This is a genomic window from Halalkalibacter sp. APA_J-10(15) (genome assembly GCF_023017105.1).
In the GTDB taxonomy this organism is placed as follows: domain Bacteria; phylum Bacillota; class Bacilli; order Bacillales; family Bacillaceae_D; genus Halalkalibacter.
Map to the genome: position 1 here is coordinate 57823 of NZ_JALKEV010000018.1, position 16712 is coordinate 74534.

Here is a 16712-nt window from a genome sequence, read left to right on the forward strand (position 1 = left end):
CTCGTATGGAGCAGGGAGGGCTTTTTCATGCCCGATGTGGAATTGAATACCCCTTGAATACCCCGAGCTAAAATGTCATGTACTTCTGAAACATCTCTGCTGTTTTTTCCTTTGCTTCTTCGGTCACATGAGTGTAGATATCCATCGTCGTTTGAATATCCTTATGACCTAGTCGTACTTGTACATCTTTGATGGAAGCACCAGCTGCAAACAGCAAACTGGCATGAGTATGCCTAAAAGCGTGAACATTTATTTGTGGTAGCTTTGGGTTCTTTTGATAGATCCGATCCAACTTTTCATTCAAGTAAGCCAGTCGACAATAATCTATTTCATTTTTTAACTGATTATAGACTGTAAAGATGGGTTGCTGATCATCAGATTGAAATGAAGAGGCAAGTTCTAACGTCAGATAGCGCTGTATTTGCTTATCACGCCATTTCTTTAAGATCGCTAGGTTTCATCGTCTACGCTAACCACACGTCGAGAGGACTTTGTTTTTGATGTCTGAAGTTGCTTTTTGCCACTAGTGTGAATCAACGTCTTTTTCAAGCTGATCGTCTTATGATGGAAGTCCACGTCCGACCAATGCAGGGCGTATAGTTCCCCCTTACGTGCTCCTGTGAAGGCAAGTAGACGAAACATGGTATAAGACATGTCGTCCTCTTGAATCGTCTCCAGGAAGTTCCTAAGCTCTTCTCGCGTGTAGTAATACTTTTTCTCTTCCAGTTCTGCATGATATTCCATCTCATGTTTAAGTTTCGGTAGCGTAACATAATCCATCGGATTACGCTTAATAATGTCCATTTTCATGGCATATCGGAAGACCTGGTTTGCTTGTACCTTATAATCCTTGAAGGTTTTAAGTTCTTGGGCCCAAACGTTGATAGCTTTTTGACAATGAGAACGTGTTATGCTTTTCATTTTGTAAGGACCGAAGAATGGGAGAATCCTACGGAATTTACTCTCCAGCGCATAAACCGTAGTTGGTTTTACTTCTCTACGATGCTGTTTAAACCATTCCTCAAAAACTTCCTGGAAGGTCATCTGTTCATTTTGGCGGAGACCGAGTTCGTCGACTTCCACTAATAGTTTAGATAGAGCAACCTTTGCTTCCTTTTTTGTTTTGAATCCTCGACGTGTGGTCCGCTTTTTCTTACCAGTAAGAGGGTCCTTGCCGAGATACGCATTAAACATATAAGCGGTGGTACCGTCCTTCTTTGTGTATTTTTTAATGTTTGCCATAATGGTTTCCTTTCCAATACGCTGGCAGGCTATATACAGGAAAAGGGAGTTATTCAAAGATTAATTCAAGTATCTTTCTAACTTTGTTTCGTTTTTCATCAGTTAAAAATTCATTCTTATAATACAAGTCAATCTCCATACTGAGAAGATCATGAAAGTCAAATAATCTTCTTCTTAATTCGTCATCTGTTAATTCTCTAATCGTTTGCTCTTCGGTTTCCATGTTGATTTTCTCGGTACATGGAAGCTCCACATCAATGGTTCTCTTTTTATTTTGGCGGTTGTCATTTTTTAGAGGGTCGTTACCTTCATATCTTAAAGAACCATTCTCAACATCTATATAAGAATCAGAGTAGCCGGCTAATCGCAATAAATAAATATGTGAAATGTCTAATCCAACAGCGAGAGTTCTTATTAATGCAGGTTTAGGCATATCTTTATGGCCGTTCTCGATTTGTGATAAATAAGAATCAGAGTAACCAGTTCGTGCTTTTAAGTCGAGTAAAGTTAATTTTTTCTCTTTCCGAATCTCTTTGAGTTTGGCCCCGAATTCTTTAGCATCCATTGGTAATTCCCCTTTTTAGTTTATGTAACAGTATTATTACATATCAAATTTACTAAGTAAAGTTTTTTCTAACTAAAAATATTGATCTTATTATGAAGTTGATTTATACTTAAGTAAGTAAAGTATTTACTCACTTGATGAAAGGGGGTAGGGAGAAGATTATGGAGGGTCTTATACCATTACAGGTCTCAGACGAGTTTAAAGGTAAATACTATGAATTATTTTATGAACTTAGTAAAGAAGCTTTTGAAGCTGCTAAGAGAGATACTGGAGAAGGAAGATTCATGAACAAAAAGCAATGTTGTGAGTTTATTGGTATTTCATTTGGCCATTTTCAAAAGTTAGAAAAAATGGGATTGCCAGTAATCGAATTAGCAGGTAAGGTACTTGTTGATCGTGAGGATGTAATTAAATTCATGAGTAAATATAAAAAGGAAAATCTTAAATAAGGAAATTTAATCGCTGGCAGGCGAAATAACAGGAGAAAAATTGGGTTTAAAGGGATGGTTTTTGTTTAACTATTGGGTACAGGGCCAACAGTCTTGATTACTCTGACTATGTTTCCTCCTAAAATTTAGTCATCATCGTAATTCTAGTTTATACTAGTTTTGTCACTAATGTAATATTTTTTTAGTGAAAACATCTGTCTTTAGGCTTATTTCACGTAACCCCCCCCCCGATGACTATCGGCTTATTTTGTTATAATTTAGAAAAGAAGAGTGGTATCATTGAATAAATTTGAAAGAGAATTTGAAACCGCATTTGAAAACGAAATGAACAACATTAATAGTCAACTCGAAAAAGAAATTAATTTTGCCCTGATTGTCGATGTTAATTCAGGTAACCTATAAATGTAAATAGATTTAAAATTAAACCGTTATAAGAGGGGAAAAAAGTGGTTAGGATTTGAAATGTTACGAATCAATCCTCTTATAAATTGTGAATGTTTTCACTTAAATTAAAGGGAGCTTTCGTTGAACAAGAGCTATCATTTATAAGTGACCTTTTGCTGCATAGTACAACGATACTGTTCATTAGGACTGGTGAATCTACCATAGGTGCGATTGTGGGAGGTCAAATCTAATTTTTCTTTTGAGATTAAGAAGGTTTGGTCTTTTTACTTGAAATTGTTCCCTTTTTTATTGGTAGCATGCTGATATCAAGTGGTGCAAATAATGTTAATAACATGGCAGGAGCGGTAAAATCAAATATTGAGATACAGCTATGCCAGCAGGTTATAAGCATACACGCTTTTTTTTACAAACCAGAAGAATAACAAGATTACATTATAGTATTACATCACACATAATAATCTTTTATGAATGTGTGGTCCTATTGTTACGTGACAAATGTACACGCAGTTAATTTAGTTATACTTTTTTGTGAAATACGACGTGTTGTTTGTTCGCGTGGTGGAAGATATTTGCTGATAAACCTCTCACACGTATTACGTTTGATGGTGCGCCAACGTTTATTCATCGGCATGCGTTTCATCTAGGAACAGAAGAGATGGAGCGAGTAACCGTTAAGGGAGCTCAGGCGAAAAATTTGCGAGCATTGCTTGATCACCATGCCAAACATATCGATGAATTTCGCTCGTTGTCTTCACGTCTTTAAATATCTTCGGTGTATGTATTTTTTTAGAAACTGTGTTATGATAGTAGTAATTAAACATATACTAAAAACGACCACAGTTGCACCTGTGGTCGCTAGATACCCATTCTCTTGATAGGGGATTGGTGCTATCTAATATCTAAAGAAGAAAAAATAGCCCTCACCCGCTGTGAACAGGGGGGCTATTTTTTTGTGTTCAAAATAGCAACAACAACAGCCATCAGCGCTATGATCATCGTAGAGAAAGAAATCATGAAAAGTTAATGATCAGTGTGTGACTGCATTAATTCCTTGAATTGCTTATTTCGTTGTAAAAGCAATGAAAATTATATTGAATGACTTTTTCACGCTTCCTGACTAGCAAATGGTCTAGGATGGAGCTGTTCCGCAAATGCTTATCCATGAGAGTTTCCGAAGACGTGCCATTTTTTGTACCCTTCTTGTCAATAATCGTTTCGGTTGATCGTTTGCATAGTCATACTGGTAATCAAGACTACGGTTGTTAAAAGCTATGATTTATATATTCCGTAGGGAGTAATAGGAACAAGTAAGAATATACATGTATAACAATATGCTTTATGTTACATGTTACGTAAACATAAGACGAAATCATTATAGTTGTGATGGTTTTGTTGACGGTTTATAAAACTAATTTTGACATTCGCCGGTTTGGAGGTGTCAATACATAGTAATTAATAGGTAATAATATACATTAAGAAGCAGAGGGGCTAGTTATGAAAGGAGTATTGCAAATGATAGTTATCTTAAAGCGTTACGGTGGAGAAATTTTTTGAAGACATGTTGAGTGTGTATGACGAATACAAAACAAAGGGTGATATGATATATTTACTCACTACAGAATGACATGGGATGGTGTAAACCTCATTTAATTCGAAGGGTTTAGTGAAGGTGTAAAAAGGTTCTTATTTCAAAAGGATGCATTTCACGGTTAACGAGACTATTTCTCTGGATCGAGCCTATAGAGATGTTCGTGCATATCTATTAATTCTAGATGTGGATTAAAATGAAAGATGATGGACATTATTGTTTAGATAAAAATCACATTTCCCAATCTTTTCCATAGATGGGTGAACAATTCAATTAGTGGAATTAAATGAAAAAAGCAATTTGTCCAAATCAAAATAAGATAATAATTAGTTGTTACGTATTATGTAATCATCCTATGTAATAATATTCGTATTTTGTTATACATGTTCAGAAATGGTCATAAGATTTCGATTATATATGAGTGTTATGAACAATTTATTTTGCTAAGAAATAGGTTGTGATGATGGCTATTCTAGATGAAATTGTGTTTGATCTTAAAAATGCAATTGAAAAATGAAAATGAGTATTTTCTAGAAATAGTATAGGTGTTAATCTTTTCTTAAGAAGCGATTAAGTTTTAGTAAATGTCATATTCTTAAGTGAGGAAGGAAATGAAAATAAAAATTGCATTTTGATAAAGTCAGAATTGACCAGATGATATACTAGGATTTTTCAATTTTTCTGTTCCTATTCTGTTCCTTTTAAGAGGTCAATTGGTTCCTTTTTTGAATGAATCTTGCATGCATGCACGTATTTTCGGAGATGAAAGCGCTTTTTTATTCACACGAATATACGGTCGATTTTGCATGTATGCACGTATTTTTTCTTCATTTGTTCCTTTTTCATGCGAGATGTTCCTGGTTTGTTCCTGGTTTTCACGGCTAAAAGGAACAGAAAAATGTTTATGGATCAAGGGGTCACAGTTCAATGTTCCTTTGTTCCTTCTTCTTATAATAAATAATAAGAAAAAAATAATATCTTTCCAAAATGCATTACGTATATAAAAGATTTTGCGAAAAAGAAGGAACGAAGGAACAAGCGTTAAAGTTAAACTTATTTTCGGTGTGATAAATGGGTGACAATTCCATTTTTAGACGATGGGTATCATCATAAGTGTGACTACTTTTTCTATCTCTTTTTGCTTTTTTATCTTTAATGTTCGAATGCGTGACGGAGTCGCAGGATTGCTTTCCGGGAATTTCTATATGATTAAATACGTTTAATTTGATTGAAAAGCGGGAATAGATAAGCAATGGGTCATACATCGTTGAAGAACGCCCATTATTTACAAATTGTTTTTTCCCCTTGACCGAATAAATAAAGCAACATATAATACACTAAAGATAAGGTAACGCGTAGTTACCGGTTAGGTGTTTCGCTACCAAAAGCGCGAGCTCTAAAAGTGGGTGTCTCACTACAAAAAACGTGAACTTTAAAAGCAGGTTTTGGCCACCATAACTGCCAAACGAGAAAGTAGTGGATGTTTCATCCGCTACTTTCTTTGTTGTTTATGAAACTATAAAATAGTCGACCTGTGGACAAGTATGCGATAAAATATCCTTAAAATAATTAGGGAGTTAGGATTTATATGAGAAAGAGAAAGTCAGGTGTTGTAAAAAAATTCTTAAAGTCCACTTCGATGGTTATTGGAAGTTGCACTATGATCGTTTCCCAAAGAAAATTCAGAAATGTAAAAGAGACTGTAGAAAAAGCAATGAAGTGCGGTAGTAAAGATATAGGCTTTGCTAAATATGAATGCTTAGGGTATGAAGGTGAACCTAGGCCTATTTTTGTTGGTTTCACTTGTAAAAGCCGCTTTTGTAATAAATGTGGAAAGAAGTACACAGATGATTGGTCAAATAAACAACTGATTTTTGATGTCCCCCACCGTCATATGGTATTTACAATTCCTTAGGAATTGCGAGAAGTCTTCTTCAAAGATCGCAATAGATTAACTGCCTTAAGTAAACAAGTGGCTCAAGTATTTCAATTTTATTTTAAGAGAAAAAGTAAGAAACGTGATTTAAAAGTAGGGGTAATTACTGTTATCCATACATTTGGGCGAGACTTGAAATTTAACCCTCATATTCATGCACTAGTTACAGAAGGAACTTTAGATAATAAAAATGAATGGGTACCAAGTCAAGAGGTGCGGCTAAGTATATTGGAGGATATTTAGCTAGACCGGCAGTTGCAGAGTGCAGAATTGAGTCATATGATGGGCCACGCATGCATTTTTGGTATGAAGATCATAAGAGCAGAAAACGTGTTGATGCCAAATGGCCAGTATATAGATTTATTTTTGGGTTACTTCAACATATACCACCAAAGCATTTTAGAATGGTTGGGCGTTATGGCTTGTATAGTAGAAAAGCATATAAGAAGGCCTCATGTCATATTGAATCTTTATGCTTTTGTGCGGACTCGTCGACTTTCTTTGTTAACAAAACAAGCTAAGAAGAAAAAAACATATCGTCAACGAATGATAGAAGCTTTTGATAAAAATCCATTTATTTGCCCACATTGCCACCGTGAGATGGAGTTGGTAGAAATATGGCATGCAGAATATGGCTTTCTCTATCATGACATGGAAGGTATGGAGTGTGTTAAATATAGGAGGAATGAATATGTCGTCAAACAAAAAACAGGTTGAACAACAGGATGAGTTTTTAAAATGGTTAGAAGAAAATGATCCTTTAGATGTAGAGGAAGAAGTCACTATCAGTTTTATATGTATCAAATGCAAGAAAGAAGATGAGTTACTTGATTTTGTAGTTGATGAATTTCATTATGATTTGGAAGAAGGCGAAGAAGTTGAAGTGGTCTGCCTTTTTTGTGGTGGCACTATGCGACAAGCGAGAAAAGACCCTTGTGAATAAATCTAAACTAGGGTCGGGGTTAATCACGTTAGCGATTTTGTTCTATGTATTTTGACGGTCTTCATGCGGAAAATTATTTTTACATAGATATTCTTTATGCTCTTTTGACCGAAAATGCGAAAGCATTTCGGTCTGGTCTTTCAGACAGGTGTGTGTACAAATGGATAGATGTGTGCGTACATTGATAGCGGAATATATTCGGCTATCAGTTCGGCGCTAGCCGACATACGCACATTGTTCATCTAACTATTTGTGTAACCGAAATGGCATCATGACCAATCATGGTCATGATGGAATGGAGGGTTGCTTTTCATTAAATAGAAAGTGACGAATAGGAGCTTTCGAATGAGCACCCGAAGCGTAGCGTAGGGCAAGACAGGTGATGCAACGCATCGACTGTCGCAGTAAGGGGGACGGTCAGCTATGCTGACTGACAAAGCGCAGCGTGTCATACGTCCCCCTTATGCTCTTTCCCCTACCCGTACCAATATCACGCCGTATCAGCATAAAGATATCGAAACATAGGCGCGTCAAGAGATACGCCACGTCATACCGAGAGTGGGCTAGAATCCGTGACGGATTCACCCTCCGATAAACCGCACCGTTATAGGATTCGCAAAATCCGTCAGGTACAATCAGCCCAAGTTGCTGTATGACGAATCCGTCAGCCAATTTCGGCGCATATACCGCCCAAAAACGCGCCGGTCATCAGGCATGTAACAGGCGTATGAGACGTGTAGACAGGTGGCGAGATGCGCAGGAATGTGGCTCGTCTAACAGACTGGGAGTTGTCAAAAAGATCGGTAGGGGAAGCTGTCAAAAAAGAAGATAGAGACGCGAACCGAACGGGGAGCGAATCGTCTAAAAAAGAATGGCAAGAGAGTCACACATCGTCAAACGGCGTGGGCTGGCCGAGGCGCTTGTATGTCAAAAACGTTTATTTGTACACACAAATGTGTGAGCTAAAAAAGCAAGAAAAAGCACCGTAGGACAGGCGGGACCCACGCGGTTTGTAAGAAGGGTGTTGGGTGTCGATCAAGGGGGAAGGAACGAACGGTTATGCGAGCGTAGCGAGAGAAGGCAAGAAAGACCACTGAGAGACGCGGGACCCGCTTGATCAACATCGGTTCGTTGACAGGGAAAGGCCTTCCAGGAAGCCTTCTAAGGGCGTTCAGGGTGGGCTGTAAGGAGCGGTTATACGAGCGCAAGCGAGAAAAGGCAGGAAACACCACCGACGCAGCAGTCGGGACCCACCCTGAACGGTCTGGCTGCACGTCAGTCTGATTGATTCTTACAAGAAAGAGACGTCTGTTATCAAAAAAAAGACCGTTACTCCGAGGAATAACGGTCAGCTGTGTGTAGAATGCTCTGGTCTTTCAGAGGGAATGACGGTCTGTTGTCTAAAAAAAATAAAGTGTGTATACAGTGTGTTCAAACTTTCACACATCGCACACATAAATATCATACTTTTAACACATAACCCTCACATAATACGCACACGATAAATGATTTGGTGGTGTTTGATAGCTGTGTGTCACAACATGCATATATCTCGCACACTTTTGACACATAATTCGCACATATCATGCACACGATGAATGATTCGATGGTGTTTAATAGCCGTGTGTTAGAACACGCATACATTTCTCATACTTTAACACATTTCTCTCACACGAAACGCATACGAAAGGTTATTGATCGTGTTCACTAACTACGTGCCAAAACACACACAACTCGCACAATTTTATCACATAATTCACACACACTACGCACACGATGAATGATTTGATGGTGTTTATTAGCTGTGTGTTAGAACGATGCATACATCTCGCACACTTTTGACACATTTCTTTCACGCTATTAACATACAATTCGCATACGACATACAGTGAGATCTATTATCGATATAGTATGTGTATCTGTTATCAAAAAAGAAAGAGGCTGGGACAAATCTAGCTAAAAAGTAATCTGAAAAAGGTTCCGATCATCAAAATAAGGTGTTCGGAACCTTTTTAGTTGTATTCTTGGTCATTTATTGTCCCTTTAACTGCTCATGGCGGTGTACTTTCTCAAGTTCACCGCCATGAATGCAAATCCTAATTCATTTTTTACCTTCTCTTTTCCTCTCACTGACATACGAGTGAAACCCAAATTAGCCTTCAAAAATCCGAAGACTGGTTCCACATCAACCTTACGTTTACCGTAGATCTCGCCAGTTTTCTCATTCGAAAGCTTTTGTCTGATGTATTCCTTTTGCTGTTCCCATTTCATTGTATTGTATTTTTCGGTTATGGCCTTCTTTAGCCTTGGTGCATTGGGAACGGAGTGGACAGCCTGAACAATCATCACACTCGTAGATCTTAAATGCTCGTGTAAAACCACTTTTATCTTTCCGAATTCGATAGGTAGCGGAACGTCCATTTTTTTCCGTTTGGGCATGTAAAAGAATCTGTTTCCTCATCATATTCCCAATTCGCGGAGTTAAAGTCATTATTTTTATACCTCTTTTTCTTCTCTTTACGGTACATATTATATGTGATAAGTGGGGTGCACTCCCGATTAATTACATCTTCATAATTCTGTTCACTGCCATATCCTGCATCTGCGACAATGTACTGGGGCAGCTTAAAGAAACTTTTCTCGATCTTATCCAGAAAAGGAATAAGGGTGCGTGTATCTGTTGGATTTGCGAAGACATCAAATGCAAGCGTATATTGTCCTTCTGTCGCAATTTGCACATTATATCCTGCTTTTAGCTGGCCGTTCTTCATGTAATCATCTTTCATTCGCATAAAAGTGGCATCCTGGTCCGTCTTGGAATAACTGTTACGCTCTCCGAATATGGATATGTCGTTTTGGTATTTTTGTTTGCGGGCCAAAAAATCTTTGAACTGTTTGAGGTGCTGTTTCGGTCCTTTGCGTTCCAAACGTAGTTGTTTACGTTCCTCTACTTCTGCACTTTCTTTAATTTTTTTATCAAATTCCTCCACTTTCTCGTCAAGCTTTTGCACAACCTCGTGGAGTTCTTTAGGAGATAGTTCTTCCTGATCTTCCCGTTCTATTACCGGAATAATTTCCTTTTCTAGCAATTCATCATACATTTGATTGGACTTCTCCACCAAAGCTGCACTGTATTTTTCCGTCGCTTTGCGCCAAACAAACGTAAATTTATTGGCGTTCGCTTCGATCTTCGTCCCGTCAATAAAGATAGCTTCTTCCTCTATCAATTTATCTTTTACAAGTTGACAGCGAAACTGGACGAAGCACTGCCGTAATAATTCCTTTACTTCTTCATGAACACGGAAACGATTGATAGTACGATAACTCGGTTTATATCCTTGAGCCAGCCACATCATACGAATACTATCTTTGAGTAATGCCTCAATTTTTCTTCCTGAGAAAACAGATTGTGTGTAAGCACATAAAATCACTTTCATCATCATTCTTGGATGGTAAGCTGGGTTGCCCGTTTCACGCAAAAAACTGGCAAAGGCTTCATCAGGAATCTGTTCCACAAGATCATTTACAGTGTAGGCAATATCATTTTCCTGAAGCTTTACTTCTAAATCTAAAGGCAAAATAACTTGATTCATGTTATAATATTTAAACATAAGGACACCCCCGGTAAGTTATTGTGTGGTTACTTTAATTTTATCAGAAGGTGTCCTTTGTGTATTAAAAAATAGTTGATTGTAGAAAAATAAACGGCAAAGTTTAGTGAGTATAAAAATAAAGAGAGGCACTCGAACCCAAACATTGGGATGAGCGCCTCTCTATTTTTTATTTACTGGGTTTTGTCCCAGCCTCTTGTCGTACATTAATGTTCTAGACTTTTGTCAAAGCATGATTTGCATTCTTCATGTTCTTCATGCTCTTGTTTGTCCATGGTGTTATATTCGTTCATTTTACCACATATATGGCATTCGTACGTATCAATCATGAGATCCACCCCTTTTGGTTTCGTACTATGTGAAACCTTTTCACGTCTTTTATCGGTTGCGCAGCAACTCGGGATGTCTGCGAACGCAACCTCAAATTGACACACCTTTTAGCAATAGCTGTTTCTGCGTACGAACAAGGACACTCGCTTCTAATCCGTCTGGATCTTGCATGATGCAATTGTTGCTAAACGCACGTACAGGGTGATGGCGTCGACAAGAGACAACCTCGACAGACAAAGGGTCCATCTTGCCGTCAGTCACAACCGCCTTGAGAAAGCGGTTTGAGTTGTTGCCAGCAGAAAACAGCGTATCGATGATGACCGTGCCGGAAAATACTTGATCGAAGAAGCTAAGCAGATCAGACAGTGAACTTTTGTAACTCTTGAAGATCACTAGCTTGTAGTACTCGCCACGAATGTCGTCCGCCAGATCATGAACCTCGTATCGCTCCGGTCGGACCGCTGTCGACTCTTGAATCGTCACGACACCATCTGTGACAACAAGTTCAACTTCTTTTGTTGCGTATTCAGTGTGACCACCGGCTACTATTAGTTAACAATCAGATCAGCATTGTTTAAAAATGAAACAAAATACTGAAAGTGGGTGCTGTGATCCTTTAATGTAAGGTCTTTTAACCTTTCAAGTTCTTTTCACTAATGCATCTAACTGTTGCTTCGTTTTTTCTTAAGTTAAAGGAACTCCGTCATAAACGTTCTTTGTGAAATGCTTTTCACTCGCTTACGTTTACTTTGGTACCCTAATTTAAAATCCGCAAATTCTAAATCATGAATTGAACTATAGGGATAAAACTAACTTAATGTATGAAAGACGTTACCTTGGATAGGTTATCCGTTCTTTTATAAAAAAGGCGTAACGATTGAATATTACTACTTGTTACGCCTTTTTCACTTAGTCTTGGTATTAAACAAATGCAACCACTTAATTAATAATTACATTATTTTAAAAAACTACATCTGTATCTAAACGAGCTTTTACGCTTTCTCTTTTTTAATACATGATTTTCTTTCAATGAGCTCCGTATCGATAAAAATCTTCATTTTATCATCTTCTTTATTATCGATTTCTCTAATAAGCTTTTCGACAGCAAGTGCTGCGATTTTGTCTTTTTTTACATGAATTGTAGTCAATTCAGGACTTACAATTTGAGACTCAACGATATTATCGAAACCAATTACAGATAGATCAGCTGGAACGTTTATGTTTAATTCGATAAGTGATTTTATAACACTAATAGCCATATAGTCAGACTCACAAAATATTGCAGTAGGTAAGTTACCTTTTAATTCTAAAATAGATTCTTTAAACTCTTCGTGTACAGAGATATCGGTAGGTGACATTTGGAATGTATGTTCAGGTTTGATAGTTAGGTTATTTTCTAGTATCGCTTTTTGAAAGCCTTTTTTCCTCATATCGAAATTGTACATACTGTAACTAGATTCAACGTAGCCAATTTCTTTATGTCCTAATTTTATTAGGTATTCTCCTGCCTGGTATGCCCCAAAGACATTATTCATAAGGATAAAGTTAATATCTAAAGTTTCGTAGCAAGTATCTAGAACAATTAGATTAGGTTGTGTATCTGCAACTGTCTTGATTTGTTCTTCCGTTAAGTTAGTTCCAAGAAGTATAATACCAGAAGAACGTTGCTGCTTCTCCAGATTTACGATTTCCTGTTCCAGTGAATCAACATTAATGGAGGAAATGATTAACGAATATCCTTTCGATTTCATTGACTGATCTATATTGTTAATTAATTCCATAAAAAAGGACTGGGAATGATATTGTTCTGTAATAATTCCAGTATGAGTGCATGCAACAAAACGGAAAATCTTTGACTTGTTATTGTTCTGTCCCTTTGAAAATGGCTTTAGAGTATACCCGTTCTCCTCTGCAATTCTTAAAATTCTTTCTCTTGTTTCTTGACTAACCCCAGACTTTCCATTTAATGCCAATGAAACTGCAGATTTGGAAACAGAGGCAATCTTCGCAATATCATCTATTTTCATTTATACCAACCGCCTTCATAAATGTTTATTTTAAAAAAGGATCTATGTAATATTAGTTTAGTTATTAAGTTTAGTTGTGTCAATCTAATTGAAAATTAAGATTCACAAAGAGTTTATTTAGAATTTTGTATGAATTAAATAATTTAGTTTAGTAAAATAAGATAAACAAAAACTAAAAGAAAGCACTTACATTTTTATTTTTTGATGTTTTTTTATATAAAAATGTTGACTTTTTTTTATTTAAGGTGTTAAAGTCTTCTTAAGAGGTACTTACTTTTGAAAAAAAGAAAATTAATTTCTGTTTGTTTAGTTTTGGTTTATAAGTTTGTTTAGTATAGGTTAGTAGGGGGAGTGAAATGGATAGGTTAAAATTAGGCTTTGCACCAACGAGGAGATTTGTATTTAGTAAAGAGGACGCGTATAAGCATAAAGAGTTAATCATAGAGAAAATAAAAAGCTTTGGGTTAAATATAGAAATTGTTGATTTAGAAGGAATTAATGAGGAAGGGCTCCTATATGACCGTTCTGATGAGGTGGCGATAGTAAATCGGTTTAGAGAGGGAGGGGTAGACGCTGTTTTTTTTCCGCATTGTAATTTTGGTACAGAAGATCTAGTTGCTAAGATAGCAAAAGCGATTGATAAACCTGTATTGATTTGGGGGCCGAGAGATGAAGCTCCTCTTGAAAATGGAATGCGACTAAGGGACACACAGTGTGGAATATTTGCTACTGGAAAGGTACTTCGTAGGTTTAATGTACCGTTTACTTACATCACGAACAGTGCAGTAGATTCTGAAGTTTTCCAAAGAGGATTTAAAAACTTTATTGGAGCAGCAAATGTTGTAAAGCAATTTAAGCAACTGAGAATTCTCCAAATTTCAACTAGGCCATCTGATTTTTGGTCTGTTATTTGTAACGAAGGGGAGTTGTTAGAGAAGTTTGGAATTCAAATTTATCCGATAACTCTAGACCAAATAAAACAGAAAACGTTGGAAGTTGAGAATGAGAGAAGTGCAGAATTTGAGAAAGCGGTGAATCATATTAAAGAAACACTAGACTGGAGCTCTGTTGATGAAGAGCATGTTTATCGTATTGCAGCACTAAAAGTGGCGATGAAGCAATATGCGAAAGAAACGGGCTGTTCGGCTATTGCGATCCAGTGCTGGTCAACATTACAAGATATTATTGGAATTATGCCGTGTCTGGCCAATGCGATCTTAACTGATGAACAAATCCCAGTAACCTGCGAAACGGATATCCATGGTGCGATAACATCGATTATGGTGCAAGCAGCGACCTTAAATACTGTACCGACGTTCTTCGCAGATATTACCATTCGACATCCGGAAAATCCGAATGGAGAGTTATTATTCCACTGTGGGAATTTTCCTGTTTCGTTGAGTGTAGAAGAAAAACCAAGACTAGAAAAGCATTTCTTGTTTGAAGATCACTCTCCAGGTACACATGAAGGGGAAGTGAAAGGTGGAGAAATGACCATTGCTCGCTTCGATGGGGATCATGGAGAGTACTCTATTTTTCTAGGAAAAGCTAAGGGAATTGAAGGTCCGTATTCTAGGGGATCTTATGTATGGGTTGAAGTAAATGATTGGCCGTTATGGGAAGAGAAATTGGTTAAAGGACCATATATTCATCATTCTACTGGAATTCATGCCAATGTCATTCCTGTGATATATGAGGCATGTCAATATATTCCTGGGTTAACTCCAGATCCTGTGGATCCTGCAGAAGAAGAAATTCGTGCATGGTTACGTGGTAGTGACATTAATTATTAATTCTATGGAGGGACTTATATGACAGAGTTAAACCGTTTAAACCGTAAAGCAGTTGAAATAAGAAAATCTTTGCTTGAAATGATTTATGAAGCAGGCACTGGTCACACGGGATCGTCATTATCGAATACTGATATTTTAGTAGCTTTATATTATGGGGTGATGAAAATAGACCCGAACAACCCGAATTGGGAAGAGCGCGATCGTTATATTCAAAGTAAAGGTCACGCAGTTGAATCCTATTGGGCAGTATTAGCAGATAAAGGGTTCTTTCCTAAGGAGGAGTTGAAAACGTTCTCCAAATATAATTCTAGATTAATAGGGCATCCAAATAATAAGGTTCCAGGTGTCGAAATGAACACAGGGGCATTAGGACATGGTTTATCTGTATCTGTAGGTATGGCATTATCTGCCAAGATGGATAAGAAAACTATTAGAGTTTTCACTTTAATGGGGGATGGAGAATTAGCTGAAGGTTCAGTATGGGAAGCAGCGATGTCAGCGGCGCAGTATAAGCTTGATAACCTAATAGGAATCATCGATAGAAATCGATTACAGATTTCAGGTACTACAGATGATGTAATGAGCAATGAACCACTTGATAAAAAATGGGAAAGTTTTGGATGGCATGTTATTCAGGTAGACGGTAATGATGTAGGAGAATTAGTGAGAGTCTTTAATGAAGCACTACAAATCACTGGCAAGCCTACAATCATTCTGGCTAATACGGTTAAAGGAAAGGGAATTTCAATAGCAGAAAATGTTGAAAGTTGGCACCATCATGTTCCAACGAAGGAAGAGTATAAAATAGCTATGCAAGAACTTTCTGAGCGATTGGAGGAATTAGCGTGAATAACGTAGCACTAAAGAAAAATGCTGAAAAGAATCAAATTGCAAATCGGAAAGTAATCAGTGATACATTATTAGATTTGGCGATGGAAAAGAAGGAAATACTTGTGTTAACTAGTGATTCCAGAGGGTCTGCTTCTATGGTTCCTTTCGGAGAAACACTACCTGAACAGTTAGTAGAAGTAGGGATTGCAGAACAAAACTTAGTCGGGGTATCTGCTGGGTTAGCTGCTTCTGGTAAGAAACCTTTTGTGGCTTCACCCGCTTGCTTTCTAAGCATGCGTAGTATTGAACAAATTAAAGTTGATATTGCTTATTCTGGAACGAATGTGAAATTGATTGGAATTAGTGGTGGTGTTAGTTACGGGGCGCTGGGTATGTCCCATCATTCCCTACAAGATTTAGCTGTTACGAGAGCGATACCTGGTTTACATGTAATGATGCCGGCTGATCGTCATGAAGCAAAGAAAATGATTGAAGCTTTAGTGGATTATCCTACTCCTGTTTATTTGAGGATTGGAAGAAACCCTGTGGAAGACTGTTATGTAAATGAGGATTATCGTTTTGTGATTGGGAAGGCGGTTACGATGCATGAGGGGGACGATCTAACCATTATTGCTATTGGTGAGACGGTGAGAGTTGCTCTTGATACGGCTGGTGTACTTAAAGCAGAGGGCTTTGAATGTAGAGTCCTTAATATGCATACGATTAAACCTTTAGATGAGGAAGCTATTATTAAAGCAGCTAGAGAAACAGGTCGTATCATCACGATTGAAGAACATAGTATTTATGGTGGGCTTGGTTCAGCTGTGGCAGAGGTCGTCTCACAAAACCATCCTGTTCCAGTCCAGGTTATAGGTATTCCTGATGAACCAGCAGTAACGGGGAATACAAAAGAAGTGTTTGAACATTATGGTCTGAGTGCAGAGAATGTTTCAAGCATTGCAAAAAAGATGATAAGTAACTAGGAGGTTGCT

General features: G+C 37.5%; 18 protein-coding genes and 1 pseudogene. 12 read left to right on the plus strand and 7 right to left on the minus strand.

The window, feature by feature from the left end; all coding sequences use genetic code 11:
• Positions 1 to 67: 67 nt before the first annotated feature.
• From MW695_RS18610 to MW695_RS18620, 3 genes are all read right to left on the minus strand, one after another.
• Positions 68 to 304, minus strand: coding sequence for a tyrosine-type recombinase/integrase (locus tag MW695_RS18610; RefSeq protein ID WP_247107000.1), 237 nt, complete (start codon positions 302 to 304; stop codon positions 68 to 70).
• Positions 305 to 450: 146 nt separating this feature from the next.
• Positions 451 to 1242, minus strand: coding sequence for a tyrosine-type recombinase/integrase (locus tag MW695_RS18615; RefSeq protein WP_247107002.1), 792 nt, complete (start codon positions 1240 to 1242; stop codon positions 451 to 453).
• 49 nt (positions 1243 to 1291) lie between these two features.
• Positions 1292 to 1807 (minus strand): helix-turn-helix domain-containing protein, encoded by a 516-nt coding sequence (locus MW695_RS18620; protein ID WP_247107004.1) that lies wholly within the window; start codon positions 1805 to 1807, stop codon positions 1292 to 1294.
• Between the two features lie 161 nt (positions 1808 to 1968).
• On the opposite strand from MW695_RS18620, the gene MW695_RS18625 reads away from it, so the two are divergent.
• From MW695_RS18625 to MW695_RS18630, 3 genes are all read left to right on the plus strand, one after another.
• Positions 1969 to 2256, plus strand: coding sequence for a hypothetical protein (locus tag MW695_RS18625; protein WP_247107006.1), 288 nt, complete (start codon positions 1969 to 1971; stop codon positions 2254 to 2256).
• Positions 2257 to 2535: 279 nt separating this feature from the next.
• The gene (locus MW695_RS22760) at positions 2536 to 2658 is read left to right on the plus strand and encodes a hypothetical protein (RefSeq protein WP_260505928.1); all 123 of its coding nucleotides are present in this window, start codon (positions 2536 to 2538) and stop codon (positions 2656 to 2658) included.
• Positions 2659 to 3208: 550 nt separating this feature from the next.
• Positions 3209 to 3424: a hypothetical protein gene (locus MW695_RS18630; protein ID WP_247107007.1), complete on the plus strand. Its 216-nt coding sequence runs from the start codon at positions 3209 to 3211 to the stop codon at positions 3422 to 3424.
• Between the two features lie 179 nt (positions 3425 to 3603).
• On the opposite strand, the gene MW695_RS23240 is transcribed toward MW695_RS18630, so the two are convergent.
• Complete coding sequence (locus MW695_RS23240) at positions 3604 to 3675, minus strand: putative holin-like toxin (RefSeq protein ID WP_483299873.1); 72 nt, start codon at positions 3673 to 3675, stop codon at positions 3604 to 3606.
• Positions 3676 to 5837: 2162 nt separating this feature from the next.
• Here MW695_RS23240 and MW695_RS18635 point away from each other — a divergent pair.
• From MW695_RS18635 to MW695_RS18655, 6 genes are all read left to right on the plus strand, one after another.
• Entirely contained in the window at positions 5838 to 6164 is a 327-nt protein-coding gene (locus tag MW695_RS18635) for a transposase zinc-binding domain-containing protein (protein WP_247107008.1), read from the plus strand.
• Between the two features lie 3 nt (positions 6165 to 6167).
• Positions 6168 to 6428: a transposase gene (locus MW695_RS18640; RefSeq protein ID WP_247107009.1), complete on the plus strand. Its 261-nt coding sequence runs from the start codon at positions 6168 to 6170 to the stop codon at positions 6426 to 6428.
• Entirely contained in the window at positions 6380 to 6706 is a 327-nt protein-coding gene (locus MW695_RS23100) for a transposase (protein ID WP_368859684.1), read from the plus strand. The genes MW695_RS18640 and MW695_RS23100 overlap by 49 nt, the downstream gene beginning before the upstream one ends.
• Positions 6687 to 6902, plus strand: a complete 216-nt coding sequence (locus tag MW695_RS23105; protein WP_368859685.1) for a hypothetical protein — start codon at positions 6687 to 6689, stop codon at positions 6900 to 6902. Before MW695_RS23100 ends, MW695_RS23105 begins: the two co-directional genes overlap by 20 nt.
• Positions 6877 to 7128: a hypothetical protein gene (locus MW695_RS18650; protein WP_247107011.1), complete on the plus strand. Its 252-nt coding sequence runs from the start codon at positions 6877 to 6879 to the stop codon at positions 7126 to 7128. Before MW695_RS23105 ends, MW695_RS18650 begins: the two co-directional genes overlap by 26 nt.
• Positions 7129 to 7880: 752 nt before the next feature.
• Positions 7881 to 8117 (plus strand): hypothetical protein, encoded by a 237-nt coding sequence (locus MW695_RS18655; RefSeq protein ID WP_247107012.1) that lies wholly within the window; start codon positions 7881 to 7883, stop codon positions 8115 to 8117.
• A 1054-nt stretch (positions 8118 to 9171) separates the two neighbouring features.
• On the opposite strand, the pseudogene MW695_RS18660 reads toward MW695_RS18655, so the two are convergent.
• The 3 genes and pseudogenes from MW695_RS18660 to MW695_RS18670 all read right to left on the minus strand — a co-directional run bounded on the left by MW695_RS18660 (position 9172) and on the right by MW695_RS18670 (position 13096).
• Positions 9172 to 10739 (minus strand): annotated as a pseudogene (locus tag MW695_RS18660) (IS1182 family transposase).
• A gap of 420 nt (positions 10740 to 11159) precedes the next feature.
• The gene (locus tag MW695_RS18665; RefSeq protein ID WP_247107013.1) at positions 11160 to 11552 is read right to left on the minus strand and encodes a type II toxin-antitoxin system RnlB family antitoxin; all 393 of its coding nucleotides are present in this window, start codon (positions 11550 to 11552) and stop codon (positions 11160 to 11162) included.
• A gap of 509 nt (positions 11553 to 12061) precedes the next feature.
• Positions 12062 to 13096 carry a LacI family DNA-binding transcriptional regulator gene (locus MW695_RS18670; protein ID WP_247107014.1) on the minus strand — a complete coding sequence of 345 codons (1035 nt, stop codon included), beginning with the start codon at positions 13094 to 13096 and terminating at the stop codon, positions 12062 to 12064.
• A 356-nt stretch (positions 13097 to 13452) separates the two neighbouring features.
• Between MW695_RS18670 and MW695_RS18675 the strand changes: the two genes are divergently transcribed.
• The 3 genes from MW695_RS18675 to MW695_RS18685 are packed head-to-tail and all read left to right on the plus strand — an operon-like array spanning position 13453 to position 16703.
• A complete protein-coding gene (locus MW695_RS18675) occupies positions 13453 to 14889 on the plus strand; it encodes an L-fucose/L-arabinose isomerase family protein (RefSeq protein WP_247107016.1) in 1437 nt (478 codons plus the stop codon).
• A gap of 18 nt (positions 14890 to 14907) precedes the next feature.
• Positions 14908 to 15738 (plus strand): transketolase, encoded by an 831-nt coding sequence (locus MW695_RS18680; RefSeq protein WP_247107017.1) that lies wholly within the window; start codon positions 14908 to 14910, stop codon positions 15736 to 15738.
• A complete protein-coding gene (locus tag MW695_RS18685; RefSeq protein WP_308446104.1) occupies positions 15735 to 16703 on the plus strand; it encodes a transketolase family protein in 969 nt (322 codons plus the stop codon). Before MW695_RS18680 ends, MW695_RS18685 begins: the two co-directional genes overlap by 4 nt.
• Positions 16704 to 16712: the final 9 nt, after the last annotated feature.

Bases quoted from the DNA above. Each gene is read 5' to 3' on its own strand.
- MW695_RS18615 (WP_247107002.1), bottom strand. From the start codon at position 1,242: ATGGCAAACATTAAAAAATACACAAAGAAGGACGGTACCACCGCTTAT.
- MW695_RS18620 (WP_247107004.1), bottom strand. From the start codon at position 1,807: ATGGATGCTAAAGAATTCGGGGCCAAACTCAAAGAGATTCGGAAAGAG.
- MW695_RS18625 (WP_247107006.1), top strand. From the start codon at position 1,969: ATGGAGGGTCTTATACCATTACAGGTCTCAGACGAGTTTAAAGGTAAA.
- MW695_RS18635 (WP_247107008.1), top strand. From the start codon at position 5,838: ATGAGAAAGAGAAAGTCAGGTGTTGTAAAAAAATTCTTAAAGTCCACT.
- MW695_RS23100 (WP_368859684.1), top strand. From the start codon at position 6,380: ATGGGTACCAAGTCAAGAGGTGCGGCTAAGTATATTGGAGGATATTTA.
- MW695_RS18650 (WP_247107011.1), top strand. From the start codon at position 6,877: ATGTCGTCAAACAAAAAACAGGTTGAACAACAGGATGAGTTTTTAAAA.
- MW695_RS18655 (WP_247107012.1), top strand. From the start codon at position 7,881: ATGCGCAGGAATGTGGCTCGTCTAACAGACTGGGAGTTGTCAAAAAGA.
- MW695_RS18670 (WP_247107014.1), bottom strand. From the start codon at position 13,096: ATGAAAATAGATGATATTGCGAAGATTGCCTCTGTTTCCAAATCTGCA.
- MW695_RS18675 (WP_247107016.1), top strand. From the start codon at position 13,453: ATGGATAGGTTAAAATTAGGCTTTGCACCAACGAGGAGATTTGTATTT.
- MW695_RS18680 (WP_247107017.1), top strand. From the start codon at position 14,908: ATGACAGAGTTAAACCGTTTAAACCGTAAAGCAGTTGAAATAAGAAAA.